Below are 15,765 nucleotides of genomic sequence, written 5' to 3' on the forward strand. Positions count from 1 at the left end.
GGTCAGGCCGGGCCGCCCCGCAGCACGCGCAGGGAGCCGACGGCCAGGCCGGTGACCAGCACCACGTGCACGGCCAGGTGCACGGCCATGAAGTAGGCGGTGAAGGCCGGGCCGCGCTCCCGGTGGACGAACCGCAGCAGCTCCGGATCGGCCACCACGAACCACCCGACCAGCACGACGGGCACCGCGAACAGCGCCGGCGCGAACAGGCCGAGCGGCAGGCAGGCCAGCGCCAGCGCGCAGGCGAGGATGCCGGCCCGGCTGTTGGCGTTCTCCGGCTTGGCCGCGCCCCGCCTGGCCGTGGCCAGCGCGAGCGGGATCAGCGGCAGCGCCCGCCGCCACTGCTCCGACAACACGGGCAGGAAGCGGTGGCCCTCGTCGTGCCGGCCGGCCACGGCGTCGGTCAGCACGATCCGGGTGTGGACGGCCAGGCGGCTGCTGTACTCGACGTCCTCGCAGTCGCGCAGGCTCTCGTCGAGCCGGCCGGCCCGGGTCAGCACGTCACGGCGGATGGCGGCCAGGGCGAACACGACGCTGTTGACCTCGCCCAGGTGCCGGCGGCGCCAGTGGACCTGGTGCAGCAGCCGGTACCACTCGACCGGGCCGTCGTCGATCAGCGGCTCGGTGTCGTAGACGCCGTGCACGCAGCCGACGCCCGGATCGGCCTCCAGGATCGCGACGGCCTGCGCGACCGCGTCGGGCCGCAGCGCCACGTCGCTGTCCAGGAAGAAGATCACCTCGCCGGTCGTGTGCTCGACGCCGGCGTTCCTGGCCGCCGACACGCCGCGGTTCTCGGGCAGGCGCACGACCCGGCAGCCCAGCTCCTCGGCGAGGGCCGCCGAGCCGTCGGAGCCGGCGTCGTCGACGACCACGATCTCGTCGGGCAGGCGGGTCTGGGCCAGCACCGACTCCAGGCACAGGCGCAGGGTCCTGGCCGCGTTGTAGCACGGCACGATCAGCGAGACCGTCGTCACGAGCGTTGCCCTCCGGCGAGTTCCCCGGTCGCGGTCACCACGGCCCGCGGCCCTGCTCCATGATCTCGCACGGACCCCCGTCTCAGCCAGTCATGATCCCGCCGAGCACGTCGTCCAGGGTGACGACGCCGAGCACCCGTCCTGACTCGTCGGCGACCGCGGCGAGCTGGGCGCGGCGGGCGCGCATGACGGCCAGCACCTGGGCCAGGGTGGCGGTGGCGGGCACCTGCGGCAGGGCGCGCACGGGCAGCGGCTCGGCGGCGCCGTGGCCGTTCAGCGCGTCCAGGACGTGCAGGTAGCCGCGCAGCTCGGCGGGGTCGGCGCCGTGCACGGGGAAGCGGGAGTGGCCGTGGCGGCCGGCGTACCGTTGCAGGCCGGCGCTGTCGATGGTCTCGGGCACGCTGACGACCTCGCTCATCGGCACCATCACCGAGCCGACCGGGCGGGCGTGCAGGGCGAGGGTGGCGATCAGGCGGTCGCGCTCGTCCTGGCGGAGCAGGCGGTGGCGGCGCGACTCCTCGATGAGCACGGGCAGCTCGCCGGAGGTGTAGACGGTACGGACCTCCTCGGCGGAGGGGACGCGCAGCAGCCGCAGCACCACCCCCGCCATGGCCTTGACCAGCGTCAGCACCGGCCGGGTCGCCCTGGCCAGCACGAACAGCGGCGGCACCAGCCACAGCGCGGCCACGTCGGGCGCCGACAGCGCCAGGTTCTTCGGCACCATCTCACCGATGATCACGTGCGCCGCGACCACCAGCAGCAGGGCCACCGCGAAGGCGATCGGATGGACCAGCCGCTCGGGCAGCCCTGCGGCGGCCAGCAGCGGCCCGACCGCGCCGGCCACCACCGGCTCCCCGGCCGCGCCGAGCACCAGCGAGGCCAGCGTCACGCCGAGCTGCGCCGCCGCCAGCATGGTGGGGACGGCGTTCATGGCGGTGAGCACGGCCTGCGCCCGCCGCGACCCCTCGCGCGCCCGCGGCTCGATCAGGGTGCGGCGGGCGGAGATGAGCGCGAACTCCGCGCCCACGAAGAAGCCGTTGACGGCCAGCAGCAGCACGATGACCAGCCCTTGGACGAGGCTCACCGGCGCTCCCCCGCCGGGCCCGGCGCGGTCAGCGTGACCTGCTCGACCCGGCGTCCCCGCATGGTCTCCACGCGCAGGACCCACTCGCGGACCACCACCTCGTCGCCGGGGTCCGGGATGCGGCCGAGCGCGGCCAGCACCAGCCCGGCGAGCGTCTCGTAGGGGCCCTGCGGCATGCGGAAGCCGGTGCGCTCCTCGACCTCGTCGGCGCGCAGCAGGGCCGGCAGGTGCACGGAGGCGCCCGGCGCTAGCAGCACGGGCGAGGGCTCGTCGGACTGCTCCTCGGGCAGGTCGTACTCGTCGGCGATGTCGCCGATCAGCTCCTCCGCCAGGTCCTCGACGGTGACGACGCCGGCCAGGCCGCCGTACTCGTCGATCACGACGGCCATCTCGGCGCGGGCGGCGGCCAGGCGCTCCTGCACGACCTCCAGCCGCAGCGTCTCGGGCACCTGGAGCGCGGGCCGGGCGATCGCGGCCACCGGGGTCGTGTCGCGTTCGGACGGCGGCACCGCGCAGGCGCCGGGGACGCTGGCGATGCCGAGGATGTCGTCGCGTTCCGCGCCGCAGACCGGGATGCGCAGGTGGCGGCGGCTCCTGGCCAGCTTGAGGAAGTCGGCGACGCTGGTGGCGCCGGGGACGGTCACGCAGTCCGTACGCGGGGTCATGGCCTCGGCCGCGGTCTTGCCGCCGAAGCGCAGGGCCCGCTGGAGCATGGCGGCGGTGCCGGGCTGGAGCACGCCGGCCTCGGCCGACAGGCGTACCAGGAGGCCCAGCTCCTCGGGCGAGCGGGCGGAGGCCAGCTCCTCCTGCGGCTCGGCGCCGAGCCGTCGGACGATCGCGTCGGCCACCGCGTTGCACAGCCGGATCAGCGGCCCGCACGCCGCCGAGAACGCCCGCTGCGGCGGCGTCGCCAGCCGGGCCACCGCGAGCGGCCTGGACAGGGCGGCGTTCTTGGGCACCAGCTCGCCCAGCACCATCTGCGCCACCGTGGACAGCGCGATCGCCAGCACGACCGGCGCCGCCGGGACGCCGCCGAGCAGCGGGTCGAGCAGGTCGGCGATGGCGGGCTCGGCCACGACGCCGAGCAGCAGCGAGGTGACGGTGATGCCGAGCTGAGCGCCCGACAGGTGGAACGACAGCCGTTGCACCGCGGCCTCGACGCCCTGGGCGCCCCGGTCGCCGTCCTCGGCGAGCTGGCGGACCTGGCCGCGTTCGACGGTGACGAGGGAGAACTCGGCCGCGACGAAGATGCCGTTGGCCAGGATCAGGGCCAGGGCCGCGAGCAGCTGGACGGCGTCGAGGAGCACGTCAGCCCGGGCCCTCGGGTAACGCCGCGGGCGGCCGGTCGTACTCAGACTCCACGGGCGAAAGCTAGCATCCGGGTCGGGCGTGCGGAAGTCATGACGAACCGCCAGTGATCAGACGTTGCCCATCACGCGCGTCACCTGGATCTCCAGCACCACCCTGGACGGGTTGGGCCGGGGCGGCTTGTAGCGGGCGGTGTACCGGCGTTCGGCGTCGGCGACCTGTTCGGGCTCGGTGCGCACCACGGCCCGGCCCTCCAGGGTGGACCAGCGGCGGCCGTCGACCTGGCACAGCGACACCGCGGCGCCGTCCGCGCCGATCAGCCTGGCCTTGCGCGAGGAGCCGGAGGTGATCACGCGGGCGGTCGCGGTGTCCAGGTCGAGGGTCGCGCCGACGGGCACGACGTGCGGCGGGCCGCCGTCGCGGGCGGTGGCGAGCGTGCACAGGTGCCGCTCCTGCCAGAACGCGGCGAACGCCTCGCCCAGCTCGGCCAGGTCCACGATCCTCCTCAGGGTTTCCGGACGCCTGCTCGGGGCGCCGGACGCCCGCTCAGGGCCTCCGGGCGAGCGACATCGTATCCGCCCGGCGAAGGGGCGGCTCAGGAGGCCGGGCCCTGGCGGGCGTGGGAGGTGTAGATCCCGACCTCGTCGGGGCGGATCAGGCCGTCCTGGATGGCGCAGATGAGCAGTTTCTCCTTGGTCGGCGCGGGCCGGCCGGCCGCCGCGTACTTGACCCTGGCGCGGTCGATGTACTGGCGCACGGTGCGTTCCTTGATGCCCATGCGGGCCGCGACCGACGCCTTCGACATCGACTGGAACCAGAACAGCAGCGCCGCCCGCTCCTTGTCCGACAGCTGGGGGCGATGGGGGCCCTCGTCCGTGGCGATGGCCTGGGCCATGGGCAGCGTCACGGACGGCCGGTCGGCGGCCACCTCCATGATCGTCTCCAGGCAGGACTCCCGGGTGGCGCGTCCCTTGCCGATGAACGCCGACGCGCCCGCGTCCAGCACCGCCCGGACGATCTCGGGCTCCTCGTGCTCGGAGAAGACGATCACCCGCTGGCCGCCCGCGCACAGGCCGCCCACCCGGTCGGCGACCATCGTGCCGTTGAGGTTGAGGTCGAGCAGCAGCACGTCGGCGGCCACGCCGCGGACCGACTCGATCGTGGGCCCCTGGGCGACCAGCTCGACGCCGCTGCCCGGCCCGAACCAGGAGCGCACGCCGTCCACCACCACCTGGTGGTCCTCGACCAGGGCGACCGTCACGGGCGCTGCCAGATGCTGTTGACCCATACCTCCCCTCCCTGGCGCTGGTAGGTGACCACGACCCCGCTGGGCTCGCGCACCGGGGTGGGGCTGACCGGCAGGTCGTCGTTGTCGGCGACGACGGCCACGCTCACCATGGCCGACATCGCCGACACGGTGACCCTGGCCCGCGAGCGGGCGCCGTCCAGCGCCAGGACCGGCGCCCTGAGCAGATCCTCCCGCACGCCCTCGGGCAGCGCGGGCAGGTTCTCGCCGAACGGCGGCGCGGTCACCAGCACCTGACGCCGCTCGGCCGCGTCGATGCGCTCGCGCAGCGCGGCCACCAGCGCGTCCGGGACGTCCTCGCGCTCGGTGATCAGGCGGCGCAGCCGCATGGCGCCGGCCGTGCAGTCCTCACGGACGCGCGGGTCGCCGGGGTCGGCCCCGTCGGCGAGCTGCTGGAGCAGCGACTCGGCCACGTCCCTGATGGCGGCGTACCTGCGGATGCGGTCGGCGTGGATGCTCCTGGCCGACTCCCGCCAGGCGTCGTCGGCGGCGAGCCGGCGGGCCAGCAGCACGGCGTCCTCGGCGCGGGCGCGCAGCAGCGCGCAGCCGGCCGTGTAGCCGAGCTGCATGGTGACGCCGCCGACGATGACCACCAGGTACTTGGCGAGCGAGACCCGGTCGAGCGCCCCGGCGACGGCCATCGCGGCCAGCATGACGGCGGCGTTGACGGCCAGGAACGCCCCCAGCTCCGTCCGCCAGCGCGGCCGGTTCCAGGCCAGCATGACGCCCAGCCAGCCGACCGACCCCCATCCCCAGTCGCTGATGCCGAGCAGGTCCTGCGGGCGGCAGGCCACGATCACCGCGACGTCGGCGGCCAGCGCCGCGACCGCCAGGCCGAGGACGCGGCCGGGGCCGCGCGAGGTGCGCGCGAGCGACAGGCCCGCGATCACGCCGACCGCCGTGTAGACGACCCAGGCGGCCGCCGCGAGCACCGGCCACCGGAAGGAGCTCCAGCCGGTGACGGTGACGGTGAGGTCGTAGCCGGTGTGCCAGAAGCCGGCGATGACGGCCGCGCCGAGCGCGGTGTAGCGGGCGTAGCGCTGGGCGACCTGCTCGATGTCGTCGGTCACGGCCGCCACCACATGCTCACCCGCGTGCCGGTGCGGCCGGAGGAGATCCGGGCGCCGCCGCCGCGCAGCTCGTTCATCGTGTCGAGGATCGAGCCGCGCACGCCGAACCGGTCGGGCGGCAGGCGGTCCTGGTCGAAGCCGTGGCCCGCGTCGGCGACCTCCACCCGGATCTCGCCGTCGTGCCCGCTGGAGACCAGGACGGCCTCGGCCACGCCGGCGTGCAGCGCGACGTTGGCCAGGGCCTCGGTGACGGCGCGGGCGAAGTGCTCGGCGACGTCGCCGGGGACGGTCTGCGGGATCAGCCGGCGGCGCACGTCCAGGCCGGGCACGCGGCCGGCCACCTCGTCGAGCAGGGCGTCGAGGGCGATGAGGGCGGTCTCGGGGCGCGGCCGGTCGCGCAGCTTCTCCAGCGCGGCCAGGTCGGCGCCCACCTGGGAGCGCAGGGTGGGCGACGGCTCGTCGTAGGTGCCGAGGCCGACCATGGTCAGGGTGTGCAGGGCGGTCTCGTGGATGCTGGCGGCCTGGCGCAGCTCGTCCTCGCGGCGCAGGCGTTCGACCATGAGGGCGATCTCGGCCCGCGCGCTCTCGCGCAGGAACGCGTCGGCGGAGGCGGCCGAGCGGCGCAGCAGCGTCATCAGCATCACGATCGCCAGGAGCTGGACGAGGTGGATGCCCAGCGTGCCGGCCACGTCCTGGGACGGCGCGGCGAGCCGCACCCCCGCCAGGTACGCCCCCGCCACGGCCAGCCCGGCCGGCACGGCGATCCGGGGCCGCCAGGTCACCCCGATGACGACGATCGTCATGGTGACCAGCCCCGCGATCCAGCTCGACCCGGCGTCGAACGCCCGGACGGGCACCAGGTGGCGCTGGGCCAGGCAGGCCGCCACGGTGGTCGCCGCGTCACCGGCCACCAGCCAGTGCGGCAGCGGCTCCTCGCCGCGCAGCCGGCGCAGGTACAGCCCGGTCCACACCAGGCCCGCCGCCAGCGCGGGCGCCAGCCACGCGGCCGAGACCGGCGGGACCGCGCCGAGGCCGGCCGCGACCACCGACACCAGGCCGACGGCCCCGCGCGCGCCCGCGGCGGTACGCGCGACGGCCTTGTCGAGCTGCCGGGTCGCGGAGTCGTACCTCGTGTCGTGCCGCGTGTCGTGTCTCGGGTCGAGCCTGTCGCCGAGACGCGTGGAGCCGGGGTGAGCCATGTGCGATCCGCCCGCGAAGAGAGCACAGGACGGGTCTCACAATATCGACTTCGGACAGGCTTGTTCCCGTCATGACGGTCGGCTGGTTCCATGGCTCTTCCTCGGGGGCCGGCGGCTCTCCGGCGCGCGTGCGCCGCCCTGCCCCACTGTGGGTCGCGCGGGCCCGCGGCGGCATGACGGCCGATCGGCCGTCGTGCCGCCACGACGGCTGATCGGCCGTCAGTCGCATCCCACGTGAGAGGGGTGTACTGGGCAGGTGTCGTCGCGCGCGACGGGAGGGACGATCATGACTGTTTTCTCGATCTCGATTCTGCTCGGCTGCCTCTCGGTGATGGCGGTCCGGGGCCGCCGGGGGGACTGGCCGCCCGGCATGCCGGCGGCGCGGCCCAGGCTGGTGACCGCGGGCGGCACCTACGACGGCTCGCACGGCCACCCCTCCGACGCCTACGTCGTCCAGGAGCGGCTGATCGCGCTGGCCGACGGGCAGGGCGGCACGGAGGTCGCGCACACGGCGGCCGCGCTGGCCCTGGGCGCCGTGGTCGCCGCCCGCCCGCAGCACTCCGCCCGGCGGGAGGAGGACATGGACGAGTGCGCCCAGGCCGCCCACCGGGCCGTCCGGCGGGCCGCGTTGCGCACGCCGTCCAAGCCGGGGCTGGTCACGACGATGGACCTGCTGGTGCTCGTCCCCGGGGAGACGCCGTGCCTGCGTTTCGCCCACGTGGGCAACGGCGCGATCTGGCACTGCGCCAAGGGCGGCAGGCCGCGCCGGCTCACCACGTCGCACTCCTTCGACGACGGGCCGCTGCTGCGCGGGATCGGGCTGGCCTCCACGCTGAACCCCGAGGTCGGCACCGTGCCGCTGCGGCCGGGTGACCGCGTGGCGGTCGTCACCGACGGCGTGCTGAAGGCGCTGGGCGAGCACCGGCTGGCCGAGCTGCTGGCCGTCGGCCCGTCCCCGGCCGCCTGCCTGGACCGGCTGTACGACGAGGTGGCCGCCGCGGCGCCCAAGGACGACGCGACGATGGTCGTCGCCGACTTCGTCACCGCCTGACCGCCCGGCCGCCCGTGGAACGTGCCACCCGACACGAAGGCGGGGGCCGGGTGGCACGTCCGGCACGCGGGCGCGCCGGCGTTTCAGGCCAGGCGCTGGAGGAGGCCGTACACGAACAGGGCGCGGCGGGGCGTGCCCGCGCAGGCGAAGTCGACCGCCCAGTGGTGCGGGGCCGCCCCCTCGCCCTGGAAGCTCACCGGGAAGCTCGCGGCGACGTCGGCCACGACGCATTCCCACGGGGTCAGGCCGGCGGCCGACAGCCGCCGGTCGCCGCCGGGCCGCACGAACCACAGGTTCCACACCTCGCCGCCGGGGCCGGTCAGCGCCTCGAACTCCAGCTCCGGCCAGGACGGCAGCCGCCAGCGGGCCACCTCGCAGGTCAGGCTGCCGAACGGGGCCGCGCCGGCGTACGCGGGCGGGCCGAGCGCCATCCGCAGCGCGGCCCGTCCCTTGGGCGCCGCCGGGGAGTGGGCCAGCCGGGTCCAGTGGGTGTGGGCGGCGCGCAGCTCGGCGCGGGAGGCGTCCAGGTCGGCCAGCGCCTGCTCCACGCGCCGCGGGTTGAGGTCGCGCATGCGGTGCATCAGGGCCAGCTCGAACTGGCGTACGCCGAATCGCATGGCCCCCAGCCTGCCAGGCGTCGTGACCTGCGTATGCTCCCCGTCATGAACAAACGGGGGCAGATCACTCTCCGCGAGCTGCTCGCCTTCGACGAGGGCGGCGTCCTGCGGCTGCTGCTCGCGCCGTCGGGCCAGGACGTGCACGTGTCCGGCATGATCATCGGCGACGAGGGGCCCGCCCGCTCGTACGCGGGCCGGATCGTGCTCGCGGCCGGGCTGTTCCACTCCACCGGCGCGGCCACCGCCTCCATCCGCGAGGCGGCGCGGCGCGGCGCCGCGGCGGTGGTCGTGCGGGCCGGCGAGGACCTGGCCGACGACGCGCTCGACGCGGCCGAGCAGGTCGGCATCGCCCTGCTGGCCCGCGCCGAATGGGCCGACTGGGACGACGTGGCGACCCTGCTGCGCTCGGCCGCCGCCTACGGCGAGGCGGGACGCGGCGACCGGATGGCCGAGGCCACGGCGGGCGGCGGGCTGGCCGCGCTGGCCTCGGTGGTCGCCGAGTTCACCGGCGGCTCGATCACCATCGAGGACACCCAGTTCCGCGTGCTGGCGCACTCGGCCACCGGGCCGGAGGCCGACGAGCTGCGCCGCTCCACCATCCTGGGCGGCCGGGTGCCCGACTGGCGGGTGGACGAGCTGCGCCGCAGCGGCCTGCTGCGCACCCTGTGGTCCTCCGGCGAGGTGATCCACCGGCCCGCCGACGGCGACACCCCCGAACGGCTGATCATCGCCATCCGCAGCGGGCGGGAGATGCTGGGCTCGATCTGGGCCGCCGCCGACGGCCGCAGCCTGTCGCCCAACGCGGCCAGCGCGCTGAGCCGGGCCGCGGAGGTGGCGGTGCCGTACCTGGTGCAGCACCGGCTGCGGGAGAGCGGCGCGCGGCTGCGCGAGGAGCACGCGCTGCGCGGGCTGCTGGGCGGCGAGGGCGACATGAGCACCCACGCCTGGACGCTGGGCCTGCCGCCCGACCTGCGCTGCGCCGTCGTGATCGCCGAGGCCGGACCCGACGCGGCGGGCGAGGGCGCGGCGGCCCGGGGCCCGGCCGGGGAGCGGGTGCTGGAGGTGCTCGCGCTGCACGCCGCCTCCTACCGGCCCGGGGTGCGGGTGCTGCGGGAGACGGGCCGGGTGCTGGCCCTGGTGCCGGTGCGCGGCGGCGACGAGCGGGACGTGCTCGGGCTGGCCCGCGAGCTGGACGGGCTGGCCGCCTCGACGCCGGGCGCCGCCGCGGTGCTGGTGGGAGCGGGGTCGGTGGCCGCCTCGCCGCTGGTCGCGGCGGGCTCGCGGGAGGAGGCCGACCTGGTCGTCCGGGTCCTGCGCGGCCGCGGCTCCGGCCCCCGCCACGCCCTGGCGGCCGACCTCGGCCCCGCCCTGGACGTGCTGCGCGTCCTGGACGCCGTCCGCCCGGTGTGGGAACGCGGCAGCGGCCCGGTGTACGACCTCGTCCACGCCGACCTGGCGGCGGGCGGCGAGCTGGTCCGCTCGATCGCCGCCTACCTCGACGCCGCGGGGGACGTCGGCCGCGCCGCCCGCCGGCTGGTCCTGCATCCGAACACCCTGCGCTACCGGCTGCGCCGCGTGCGCGAGCGGTTCGGCGTCGACCTCGACGACCCCGACACCCGGCTGCTGCTCACCCTCGCCGTCCGCCTGGCCGCCTGACCTGGGGCTCCGGATTTTCCTTGGCCGGTCGGACAAAGCCGCAGGTGGGCTTTGTCCGACCGGCTGAAGACGTGGCCTGCGGTCATGGCCGAATCTCGTCTGGCCCCCCTCCGAAACTCCCTCTTTCCCGATGCATCCAGGAGCCTTGGACGTGATCCAGAGCAGTGCCACGCTCGCGCCCGCCCCGGCCCGCGGCACCACCGCCGAACGCGCCGCCCACGTGTTGCGCCATGCCGTACGCGCCGGTGCGCTCGGACCGGGCGAACCGGTCGCCGGTTTCGTCGACACCGCCGGCGTGCGGGACTCGGTCAGGGCGTTGCACGAGGCGTTCGGCGAGGTCCCGGACGTGCTGCACACCTTCGCCGCCAAGGCCGCGTCCCTGATCCCCGTCCTGCGGCTGCTGGCCGCCTCGGGCATGGGGTGCGAGGTGGCCAGCCCCGGCGAGCTGCGCATCGCGCTGGACGCCGGGTTCGCGCCGGGCACGATCGTCTTCGACTCCCCCGCCAAGACCCGCGAGGAGCTGCGCCAGGCGCTCTCGCTGGGCGTCGCGGTCAACGCCGACAGCCTGGCCGAGCTGCGCCGCATCGACGAGCTGCGCACGCCGGACTCCTCCTCGGTGCTGGGGCTGCGGGTGAACCCGCAGGTCGGCACCGGCACGATCGGCGCGATGAGCACCGCGACCGCCACCTCCAAGTTCGGCGTCGCGCTGCGCGACCCGGGGGCCCGCGAGGCGGTCGTCCGCGCGTTCGCCGAACGGCCCTGGCTGACCCGCCTGCACGCGCACGTGGGCTCCCAGGGCTGCCCGCTGGAGCTGATCGCGGCGGGCATCGCCGAGACGTACCGGCTGGCCGAGGAGATCAACGCGACGCTCGGCGTCCGGCAGATCAGCAGCATCGACATCGGCGGCGGCCTGCCGGTGAACTTCGACGGCGACGAGGTGGCCCCCACCTACGCCGACTACGTCGCCACGCTGCGCGCGGCCGTCCCCGGGCTGTTCGACGGCAGGTACGCGCTGGTCACCGAGTTCGGCCGGTCGCTGCTGGCCAAGAACGGCTTCGTCGCGGCGCTGGTGGAGTACACCAAGGACGCCGGCGGGCGGCGGGTGGCGATCACCCACGCGGGCGCGCAGGTCGCCACCCGCACGGTGCTCATGCCGGACGCCTGGCCGCTGCGGGTCGGCGCGTACGGCCCGGCGGGCGACCCCAAGGACGGCCCCCTGCTCGCCCAGGACGTCGCGGGCCCGTGCTGCTTCGCCGGTGACGTGGTCGCGCACGCCAGGGAGCTGCCGGAGCTGGCCGAGGGCGACATCGTCGTGCTGCACGACACCGGCGCCTACTACTTCTCCACCCCGTGGGCCTACAACAGCCTGCCCTATCCGGCGGTGCACGGCTTCACCGTCACGGCGGACGGCGACGTCCGGCTGAGCGAGGTGCGCCCGGCGCAGACCCTGGACGAGATCGCCGCGGCCAGCGGGCTGGCGCAGGCCGACGCGCTGACCGGCCTCCTGGCGGCCACCGCCTGAACGCCCGCCGTCCCAACCGTGGCGGTATGTCCTGGTTTGTGGGGATTGTTTTCGCGGCTGGGGGTATGTCTACCAGCGAGTATGGAGTTCTCGCTCCATTTCGGGGGAACCTTCCGGGCCGTCGCCCGGAAGGCGCGACAGGCGGCTCTCCGCCTTGAGGGCCGCCGGATCCGGGGGAACCCACATGCGCAAGACGCTCACCGGCCTGGGGATGGCATTCTGCTTGGCGCTGGCCCCGGCCGCCACCGCTGTGGCGGACACGCCCGTCGTCCAGAGCCAGGCGACGCCGAGCCCGCAACCGACCGAGAACAGATACGACGAGGGCGGCGGCAACGGCGGTCTGTGGGGCCTGCTGGGGCTGCTCGGACTGCTGGGGCTGGCGGGCCTGCGCAAGGGCCGCAACCCGGTGGGGACGGCTGAGCACATGACCACCCGTCCCACAGGAACCACCGGTACCACGGGTACCACCGGGACCACGACGGGGACCACCGCCAACCCCACCCGCCCGCAGCGCCCGTAAGGAGGCGCGGGCGGTGCCCGGCACGCTCCGGCGCGCCGGGCACCGCGCTGCCCGCCCCGGGAGCCGCCGCCCCCGCAGCACCGCCCCCCATGGCCCGGGCCCGCAGACCGGTGCGCGCAGACCGGCCCGCGCAGTCCGGTTGGCGTGGGTACGGGCCTCAGGCGGGGCGGGTGGCGATGACGGCGGCGGCGTCCAGTTCGTCCGAGACCGCGGCCCGCGCCTGGAGCCCCGCGGCCACGGCGGCCCGGACGGTGGCCGCGGCCTGCCGTTCGCTGGTTTCCACCAGCAGGTGCCCGCCCGGCGCGAGCCAGCCGGAGGCCCCCGCGATCACCCGGCGCACCACGTCGAGCCCGTCGCCGCCGCCGTCGAGCGCCATCAGCGGCTCGTGCAGGCGCGCCTCGGGCGGCAGCAGGCCGACCGACGCGGTGGGCACGTAGGGCGGGCTGGCGATCAGGATGCCGACGCGGCCGCGGAGCGAGCCGGGCAGGGCGTCGTACAGGTCGCCCTGGTGGACGTGGCCGCCGGGCAGGTTGAGCCGGGCGCAGCGCACGGCGGCGGGGTCGAGGTCGGCCGCGTGCACCTCGGTCTCCTCCCCCAGCGCCGCCACGACCGCGGCCCCCATCGCGCCCGTGCCGCAGCACAGGTCGAGCACGACGGGCGGGCGGCCGGCCCCGCGGGCCAGCGCGACGGCCTGGCGGATGAGGAACTCGGTGCGCGGACGCGGCACGAACACGCCGGGCTCGACGGCGATGCGCAGGCCGCAGAACCGCGCCCAGCCCAGGACGTGCTCAAGGGGCAGCCCGCCGGCCCGGCGCTCGACCATCCCGGCCAGCTCGGCAGGGGTACGGGCGGTGGAGACCAGCAGCTCGGCCTCGTCCTCGGCGAAGACGCAGCCGGCGGCGCGCAGCCGGGAGACGACGGCGGACAGGGGGATCGTGGAGGGGGACATGGGGAGCCTTCCGGGATGCCGATGGGCGCTCCCCGCGGTCACCCGGCCCAGGCGGGCCGGACGGGTGCCGAAAGGGAGCCCCAGCCTGACGAAGCGGTGATGGGTCTCACCTCCTACGGACGGTCTCGGCCAGAGACCGTCACAGTACCAGAGCCGTTCCGGCCCGACGCGGGCGGCCGCCGGGGATCTCTCCCGGTCACGCGCACGCCGTCACGCGGCTGATCACGTAGTAAGATGTCCGGGAGCTCGGCCGCGGAGATCGTCCCGGCGAGCGGGAGGCGGCCGCGGGAGCCGCGCGAGAAGTCCCGCCGATCACCTGACACGAACGAAGCGCACACCACTACGGTGTGCGCTTTTTGTCGTGCCCGAAAGCCGGACCACAGTGAGAGGAACCAGGCACGCATGCCGCACCACGACGACGACACCAGGATCAGCCTGCCCCGGCAGTTCGCCCGCACCCGGCGGTTCACCCTGGGCGCCCCCTCGGCCTTCACCGTCTCGGCGGACGGCTCCGTCGTGCTGTTCCTGCGCAGCCGCGCCGGCGACGACCCGGTCACCTGCCTCTGGGCCCTGGACGCCGGCTCCGGCGAGGAGCGGCTGCTCGCCGACCCCGCCGCGCTGACCGGCGGCGGCGCCCAGGGGATCGGCTCCTACGCCACGGACGACGCGGCCGGCCTGGCGGTGTTCACCCTGGCGGGCGCGCTGTGGGCGGTGGACGTCCCGACCGGCGCGGCCCGCCTGCTGCCGGTGCCCGGCACGGCCCGCGACCCGCGGCCCGACCCGGCCGGGCGGCTGGTCGCCTACCTCTCCGGCGGCGCGCTGCGGGTGATCGGCGCGGACGGCGCCGGCGACCGCGCCGTGGCCGAGCCCGACGGGCCGGACGTGCGGTTCGGCGTCGCCGAGTACGCCGCGTCCGCCTCGATGGGCCGCTCCCGCGGCTACTGGTGGTCCCCCGACGGCGCCCGCCTGCTGACGGCCCGGGTGGGCGAGGCCCGCGTCGCGCTCTGGCACGTCGGCGACCCCGCCGAGCCCGCGCGCCCGCCGCGGGCCGTGCGGTACCCGGCGGCCGGCACCGCCAACGCCGACGTCACCCTCTGGATCGCCAGGCTGGACGGCACGGCGGACGGCACGGCGGACGGCGGACGCGTCGAGGTCGTCTGGGACCGGGCCGCCTTCGAGTACCTGACGGCCGCCGGCTGGGACGCCCACGGCCCGTACCTGTCGGTGCAGAGCAGGGACCAGCGGACGGTCCGGGTGCTGGCCGCCGACCCGGACTCCGGCCGGACGCGGCTGCTGGCCGAGCAGCACGATCCGTGCTGGGTGCAGCTCGTCCCGGGCACGCCCGCCCGCACCGGCTCGGGCCGGCTGGTCGCCCACGCCGACCTGGACGGCACCCGGCGGCTCACCGTCGGCGGCCTCCCGGTCACGCCGCCCGGTCTGCAACTGGAGGCGGTTCTCGGCGTGGACGGCGAGGACGTGCTCTTCACCGCCTCCGACGACCCCGCGCAGACCCACCTGTGGCTGCACACCCCGGCGGCGGGCGCCCGCCGGCTCAGCGTCGCGCCGGGGGTGCACGGCGGGACGCGGCGCGCGGGCACCCTCGTCCACGTCATCCGCACCGCCGAGCACCCGGGCGAGCGGGTGCGCGTGGAACGCTCTTCGGCCGGGACGTCGTCCCCGGCGCGCAGCGGGGTCGAGGTGGCGTCGGCGGCGCAGCGGCCGGTGCTGGCGCTGCGCCGGCTGTCGCTCGTCACCACCGGGCGCGAACTGCGCAGCCACCTGCACCTGCCCTCCTGGCACCGCCCCGGCGACCCGGCGCTGCCGGTCCTGCTGGACCCGTACGCGGGGCCGGCCGGACGCCGGGTCACCGACGAGCAGGCGCCGATGATGTTCGTCTCGCAGTGGTTCGCCGAGCAGGGGTTCGCCGTCCTGGTCACCGACGGGGCCGGCACGCCGGGCCGCGGCCCCGGCTGGGAGCGCGAGGTGCACGGCGACATGTTCGGCCCCGTGCTGGCGGACCAGGTGGCCGCCCTGCACGCGGTCGCCGCCCGCCATCCGGAGCTGGACCTGCGCCGGGTCGCGATGCGCGGCTGGTCGTTCGCGGGCACGCTGGCCGTCATGGCGGTGCTGCGGCGTCCCGACGTCTTCCACGCCGCCGTCGCCGGCGCCGGCGCCAGCGAGCAGCGCCTGTACGACACCCACTGGCGGGAACGTTTCCTCGGCCACCCGGACCGCCACCCCGACCGCTACGAAGCCTGCTCCACCCTGGCCGGGGCGCACACCCTGACCCGGCCCCTGCAGCTCGTCCACGGCCTGTCCGACGACAACGTGTTCCCGGCGGGCACGCTGCGCCTGTCGTCCGCGCTGCTGGCCGCGGGACGCCCGCACGAGGTGCTGCCGCTGTCCGGCGCCTCCCACGCCCCCACCTCGGACGAGGACGTCTTCGAGGGCCTGCTCCTCCTCCAGCTCGACTTCCTCCGCCGCCACCTGAACGGGTAGCCGCCGGGGG

Annotated in this window: 14 protein-coding genes; 5 read left to right on the forward strand and 9 right to left on the reverse strand. The window is 75.9% G+C overall.

Annotated elements, in window-relative coordinates; translation table 11 throughout:
• Nucleotides 1-2: 2 nt before the first annotated feature.
• The 7 genes from AB0J76_RS36150 to AB0J76_RS36180 all read right to left on the reverse strand — a co-directional run bounded on the left by AB0J76_RS36150 (nt 3) and on the right by AB0J76_RS36180 (nt 6,941).
• Complete coding sequence (locus AB0J76_RS36150; RefSeq protein WP_352326578.1) at nt 3-974, reverse strand: glycosyltransferase family 2 protein; 972 nt, start codon at nt 972-974, stop codon at nt 3-5.
• 82 nt (nt 975-1,056) lie between these two features.
• The gene (locus AB0J76_RS36155) at nt 1,057-2,058 is read right to left on the reverse strand and encodes a hemolysin family protein (RefSeq protein ID WP_352326576.1); all 1,002 of its coding nucleotides are present in this window, start codon (nt 2,056-2,058) and stop codon (nt 1,057-1,059) included.
• The gene (locus AB0J76_RS36160; RefSeq protein ID WP_352326575.1) at nt 2,055-3,365 is read right to left on the reverse strand and encodes a hemolysin family protein; all 1,311 of its coding nucleotides are present in this window, start codon (nt 3,363-3,365) and stop codon (nt 2,055-2,057) included. The genes AB0J76_RS36155 and AB0J76_RS36160 overlap by 4 nt, the downstream gene beginning before the upstream one ends.
• Nucleotides 3,366-3,476: 111 nt before the next feature.
• Nucleotides 3,477-3,863: a pyridoxamine 5'-phosphate oxidase family protein gene (locus tag AB0J76_RS36165; protein WP_352326573.1), complete on the reverse strand. Its 387-nt coding sequence runs from the start codon at nt 3,861-3,863 to the stop codon at nt 3,477-3,479.
• 98 nt (nt 3,864-3,961) lie between these two features.
• The gene (locus AB0J76_RS36170) at nt 3,962-4,654 is read right to left on the reverse strand and encodes a sigma factor-like helix-turn-helix DNA-binding protein (protein WP_352326571.1); all 693 of its coding nucleotides are present in this window, start codon (nt 4,652-4,654) and stop codon (nt 3,962-3,964) included.
• On the reverse strand, nt 4,624-5,742 hold the full coding sequence (locus tag AB0J76_RS36175; RefSeq protein WP_352326569.1) for a hypothetical protein: 1,119 nt from the start codon (nt 5,740-5,742) through the stop codon (nt 4,624-4,626). Before AB0J76_RS36175 ends, AB0J76_RS36170 begins: the two co-directional genes overlap by 31 nt.
• Nucleotides 5,739-6,941 (reverse strand): hypothetical protein, encoded by a 1,203-nt coding sequence (locus tag AB0J76_RS36180; protein WP_352326568.1) that lies wholly within the window; start codon nt 6,939-6,941, stop codon nt 5,739-5,741. The genes AB0J76_RS36175 and AB0J76_RS36180 overlap by 4 nt, the downstream gene beginning before the upstream one ends.
• A 286-nt stretch (nt 6,942-7,227) precedes the next feature.
• On the opposite strand from AB0J76_RS36180, the gene AB0J76_RS36185 reads away from it, so the two are divergent.
• Nucleotides 7,228-7,992, forward strand: coding sequence for a SpoIIE family protein phosphatase (locus AB0J76_RS36185; RefSeq protein WP_352331291.1), 765 nt, complete (start codon nt 7,228-7,230; stop codon nt 7,990-7,992).
• A gap of 83 nt (nt 7,993-8,075) precedes the next feature.
• Here AB0J76_RS36185 and AB0J76_RS36190 read toward each other — a convergent pair whose 3' ends face one another.
• A complete protein-coding gene (locus AB0J76_RS36190) occupies nt 8,076-8,609 on the reverse strand; it encodes a hypothetical protein (RefSeq protein WP_352331293.1) in 534 nt (177 codons plus the stop codon).
• Between the two features lie 45 nt (nt 8,610-8,654).
• On the opposite strand from AB0J76_RS36190, the gene AB0J76_RS36195 reads away from it, so the two are divergent.
• The 3 genes from AB0J76_RS36195 (at nt 8,655) to AB0J76_RS36205 (ending at nt 12,307) form a co-directional block, all read left to right on the forward strand.
• Entirely contained in the window at nt 8,655-10,265 is a 1,611-nt protein-coding gene (locus AB0J76_RS36195; protein ID WP_364392169.1) for a helix-turn-helix domain-containing protein, read from the forward strand.
• A gap of 151 nt (nt 10,266-10,416) precedes the next feature.
• The gene (locus tag AB0J76_RS36200; protein ID WP_352331251.1) at nt 10,417-11,787 is read left to right on the forward strand and encodes a diaminopimelate decarboxylase; all 1,371 of its coding nucleotides are present in this window, start codon (nt 10,417-10,419) and stop codon (nt 11,785-11,787) included.
• A 184-nt stretch (nt 11,788-11,971) separates the two neighbouring features.
• Nucleotides 11,972-12,307, forward strand: coding sequence for a WGxxGxxG family protein (locus tag AB0J76_RS36205; protein ID WP_364392173.1), 336 nt, complete (start codon nt 11,972-11,974; stop codon nt 12,305-12,307).
• 157 nt (nt 12,308-12,464) lie between these two features.
• Here the strand turns inward: AB0J76_RS36205 and AB0J76_RS36210 are convergent, their stop codons facing one another.
• Nucleotides 12,465-13,256 carry a putative protein N(5)-glutamine methyltransferase gene (locus AB0J76_RS36210; protein ID WP_352327674.1) on the reverse strand — a complete coding sequence of 264 codons (792 nt, stop codon included), beginning with the start codon at nt 13,254-13,256 and terminating at the stop codon, nt 12,465-12,467.
• A gap of 402 nt (nt 13,257-13,658) precedes the next feature.
• Here AB0J76_RS36210 and AB0J76_RS36215 point away from each other — a divergent pair, with 402 nt between their 5' ends.
• On the forward strand, nt 13,659-15,755 hold the full coding sequence (locus AB0J76_RS36215) for a prolyl oligopeptidase family serine peptidase (protein ID WP_364392177.1): 2,097 nt from the start codon (nt 13,659-13,661) through the stop codon (nt 15,753-15,755).
• Nucleotides 15,756-15,765: the final 10 nt, after the last annotated feature.

Source organism: Nonomuraea sp. NPDC049624, assembly GCF_040675255.1.
GTDB lineage: Bacteria > Actinomycetota > Actinomycetes > Streptosporangiales > Streptosporangiaceae > Nonomuraea.

Bases quoted from the DNA above. Each gene is read 5' to 3' on its own strand.
- AB0J76_RS36180 (WP_352326568.1), bottom strand. From the start codon at position 6,941: ATGGCTCACCCCGGCTCCACGCGTCTCGGCGACAGGCTCGACCCGAGA.
- AB0J76_RS36210 (WP_352327674.1), bottom strand. From the start codon at position 13,256: ATGTCCCCCTCCACGATCCCCCTGTCCGCCGTCGTCTCCCGGCTGCGC.
- AB0J76_RS36190 (WP_352331293.1), bottom strand. From the start codon at position 8,609: ATGCGATTCGGCGTACGCCAGTTCGAGCTGGCCCTGATGCACCGCATG.
- AB0J76_RS36195 (WP_364392169.1), top strand. From the start codon at position 8,655: ATGAACAAACGGGGGCAGATCACTCTCCGCGAGCTGCTCGCCTTCGAC.
- AB0J76_RS36170 (WP_352326571.1), bottom strand. From the start codon at position 4,654: ATGGGTCAACAGCATCTGGCAGCGCCCGTGACGGTCGCCCTGGTCGAG.
- AB0J76_RS36215 (WP_364392177.1), top strand. From the start codon at position 13,659: ATGCCGCACCACGACGACGACACCAGGATCAGCCTGCCCCGGCAGTTC.
- AB0J76_RS36205 (WP_364392173.1), top strand. From the start codon at position 11,972: ATGCGCAAGACGCTCACCGGCCTGGGGATGGCATTCTGCTTGGCGCTG.
- AB0J76_RS36185 (WP_352331291.1), top strand. From the start codon at position 7,228: ATGACTGTTTTCTCGATCTCGATTCTGCTCGGCTGCCTCTCGGTGATG.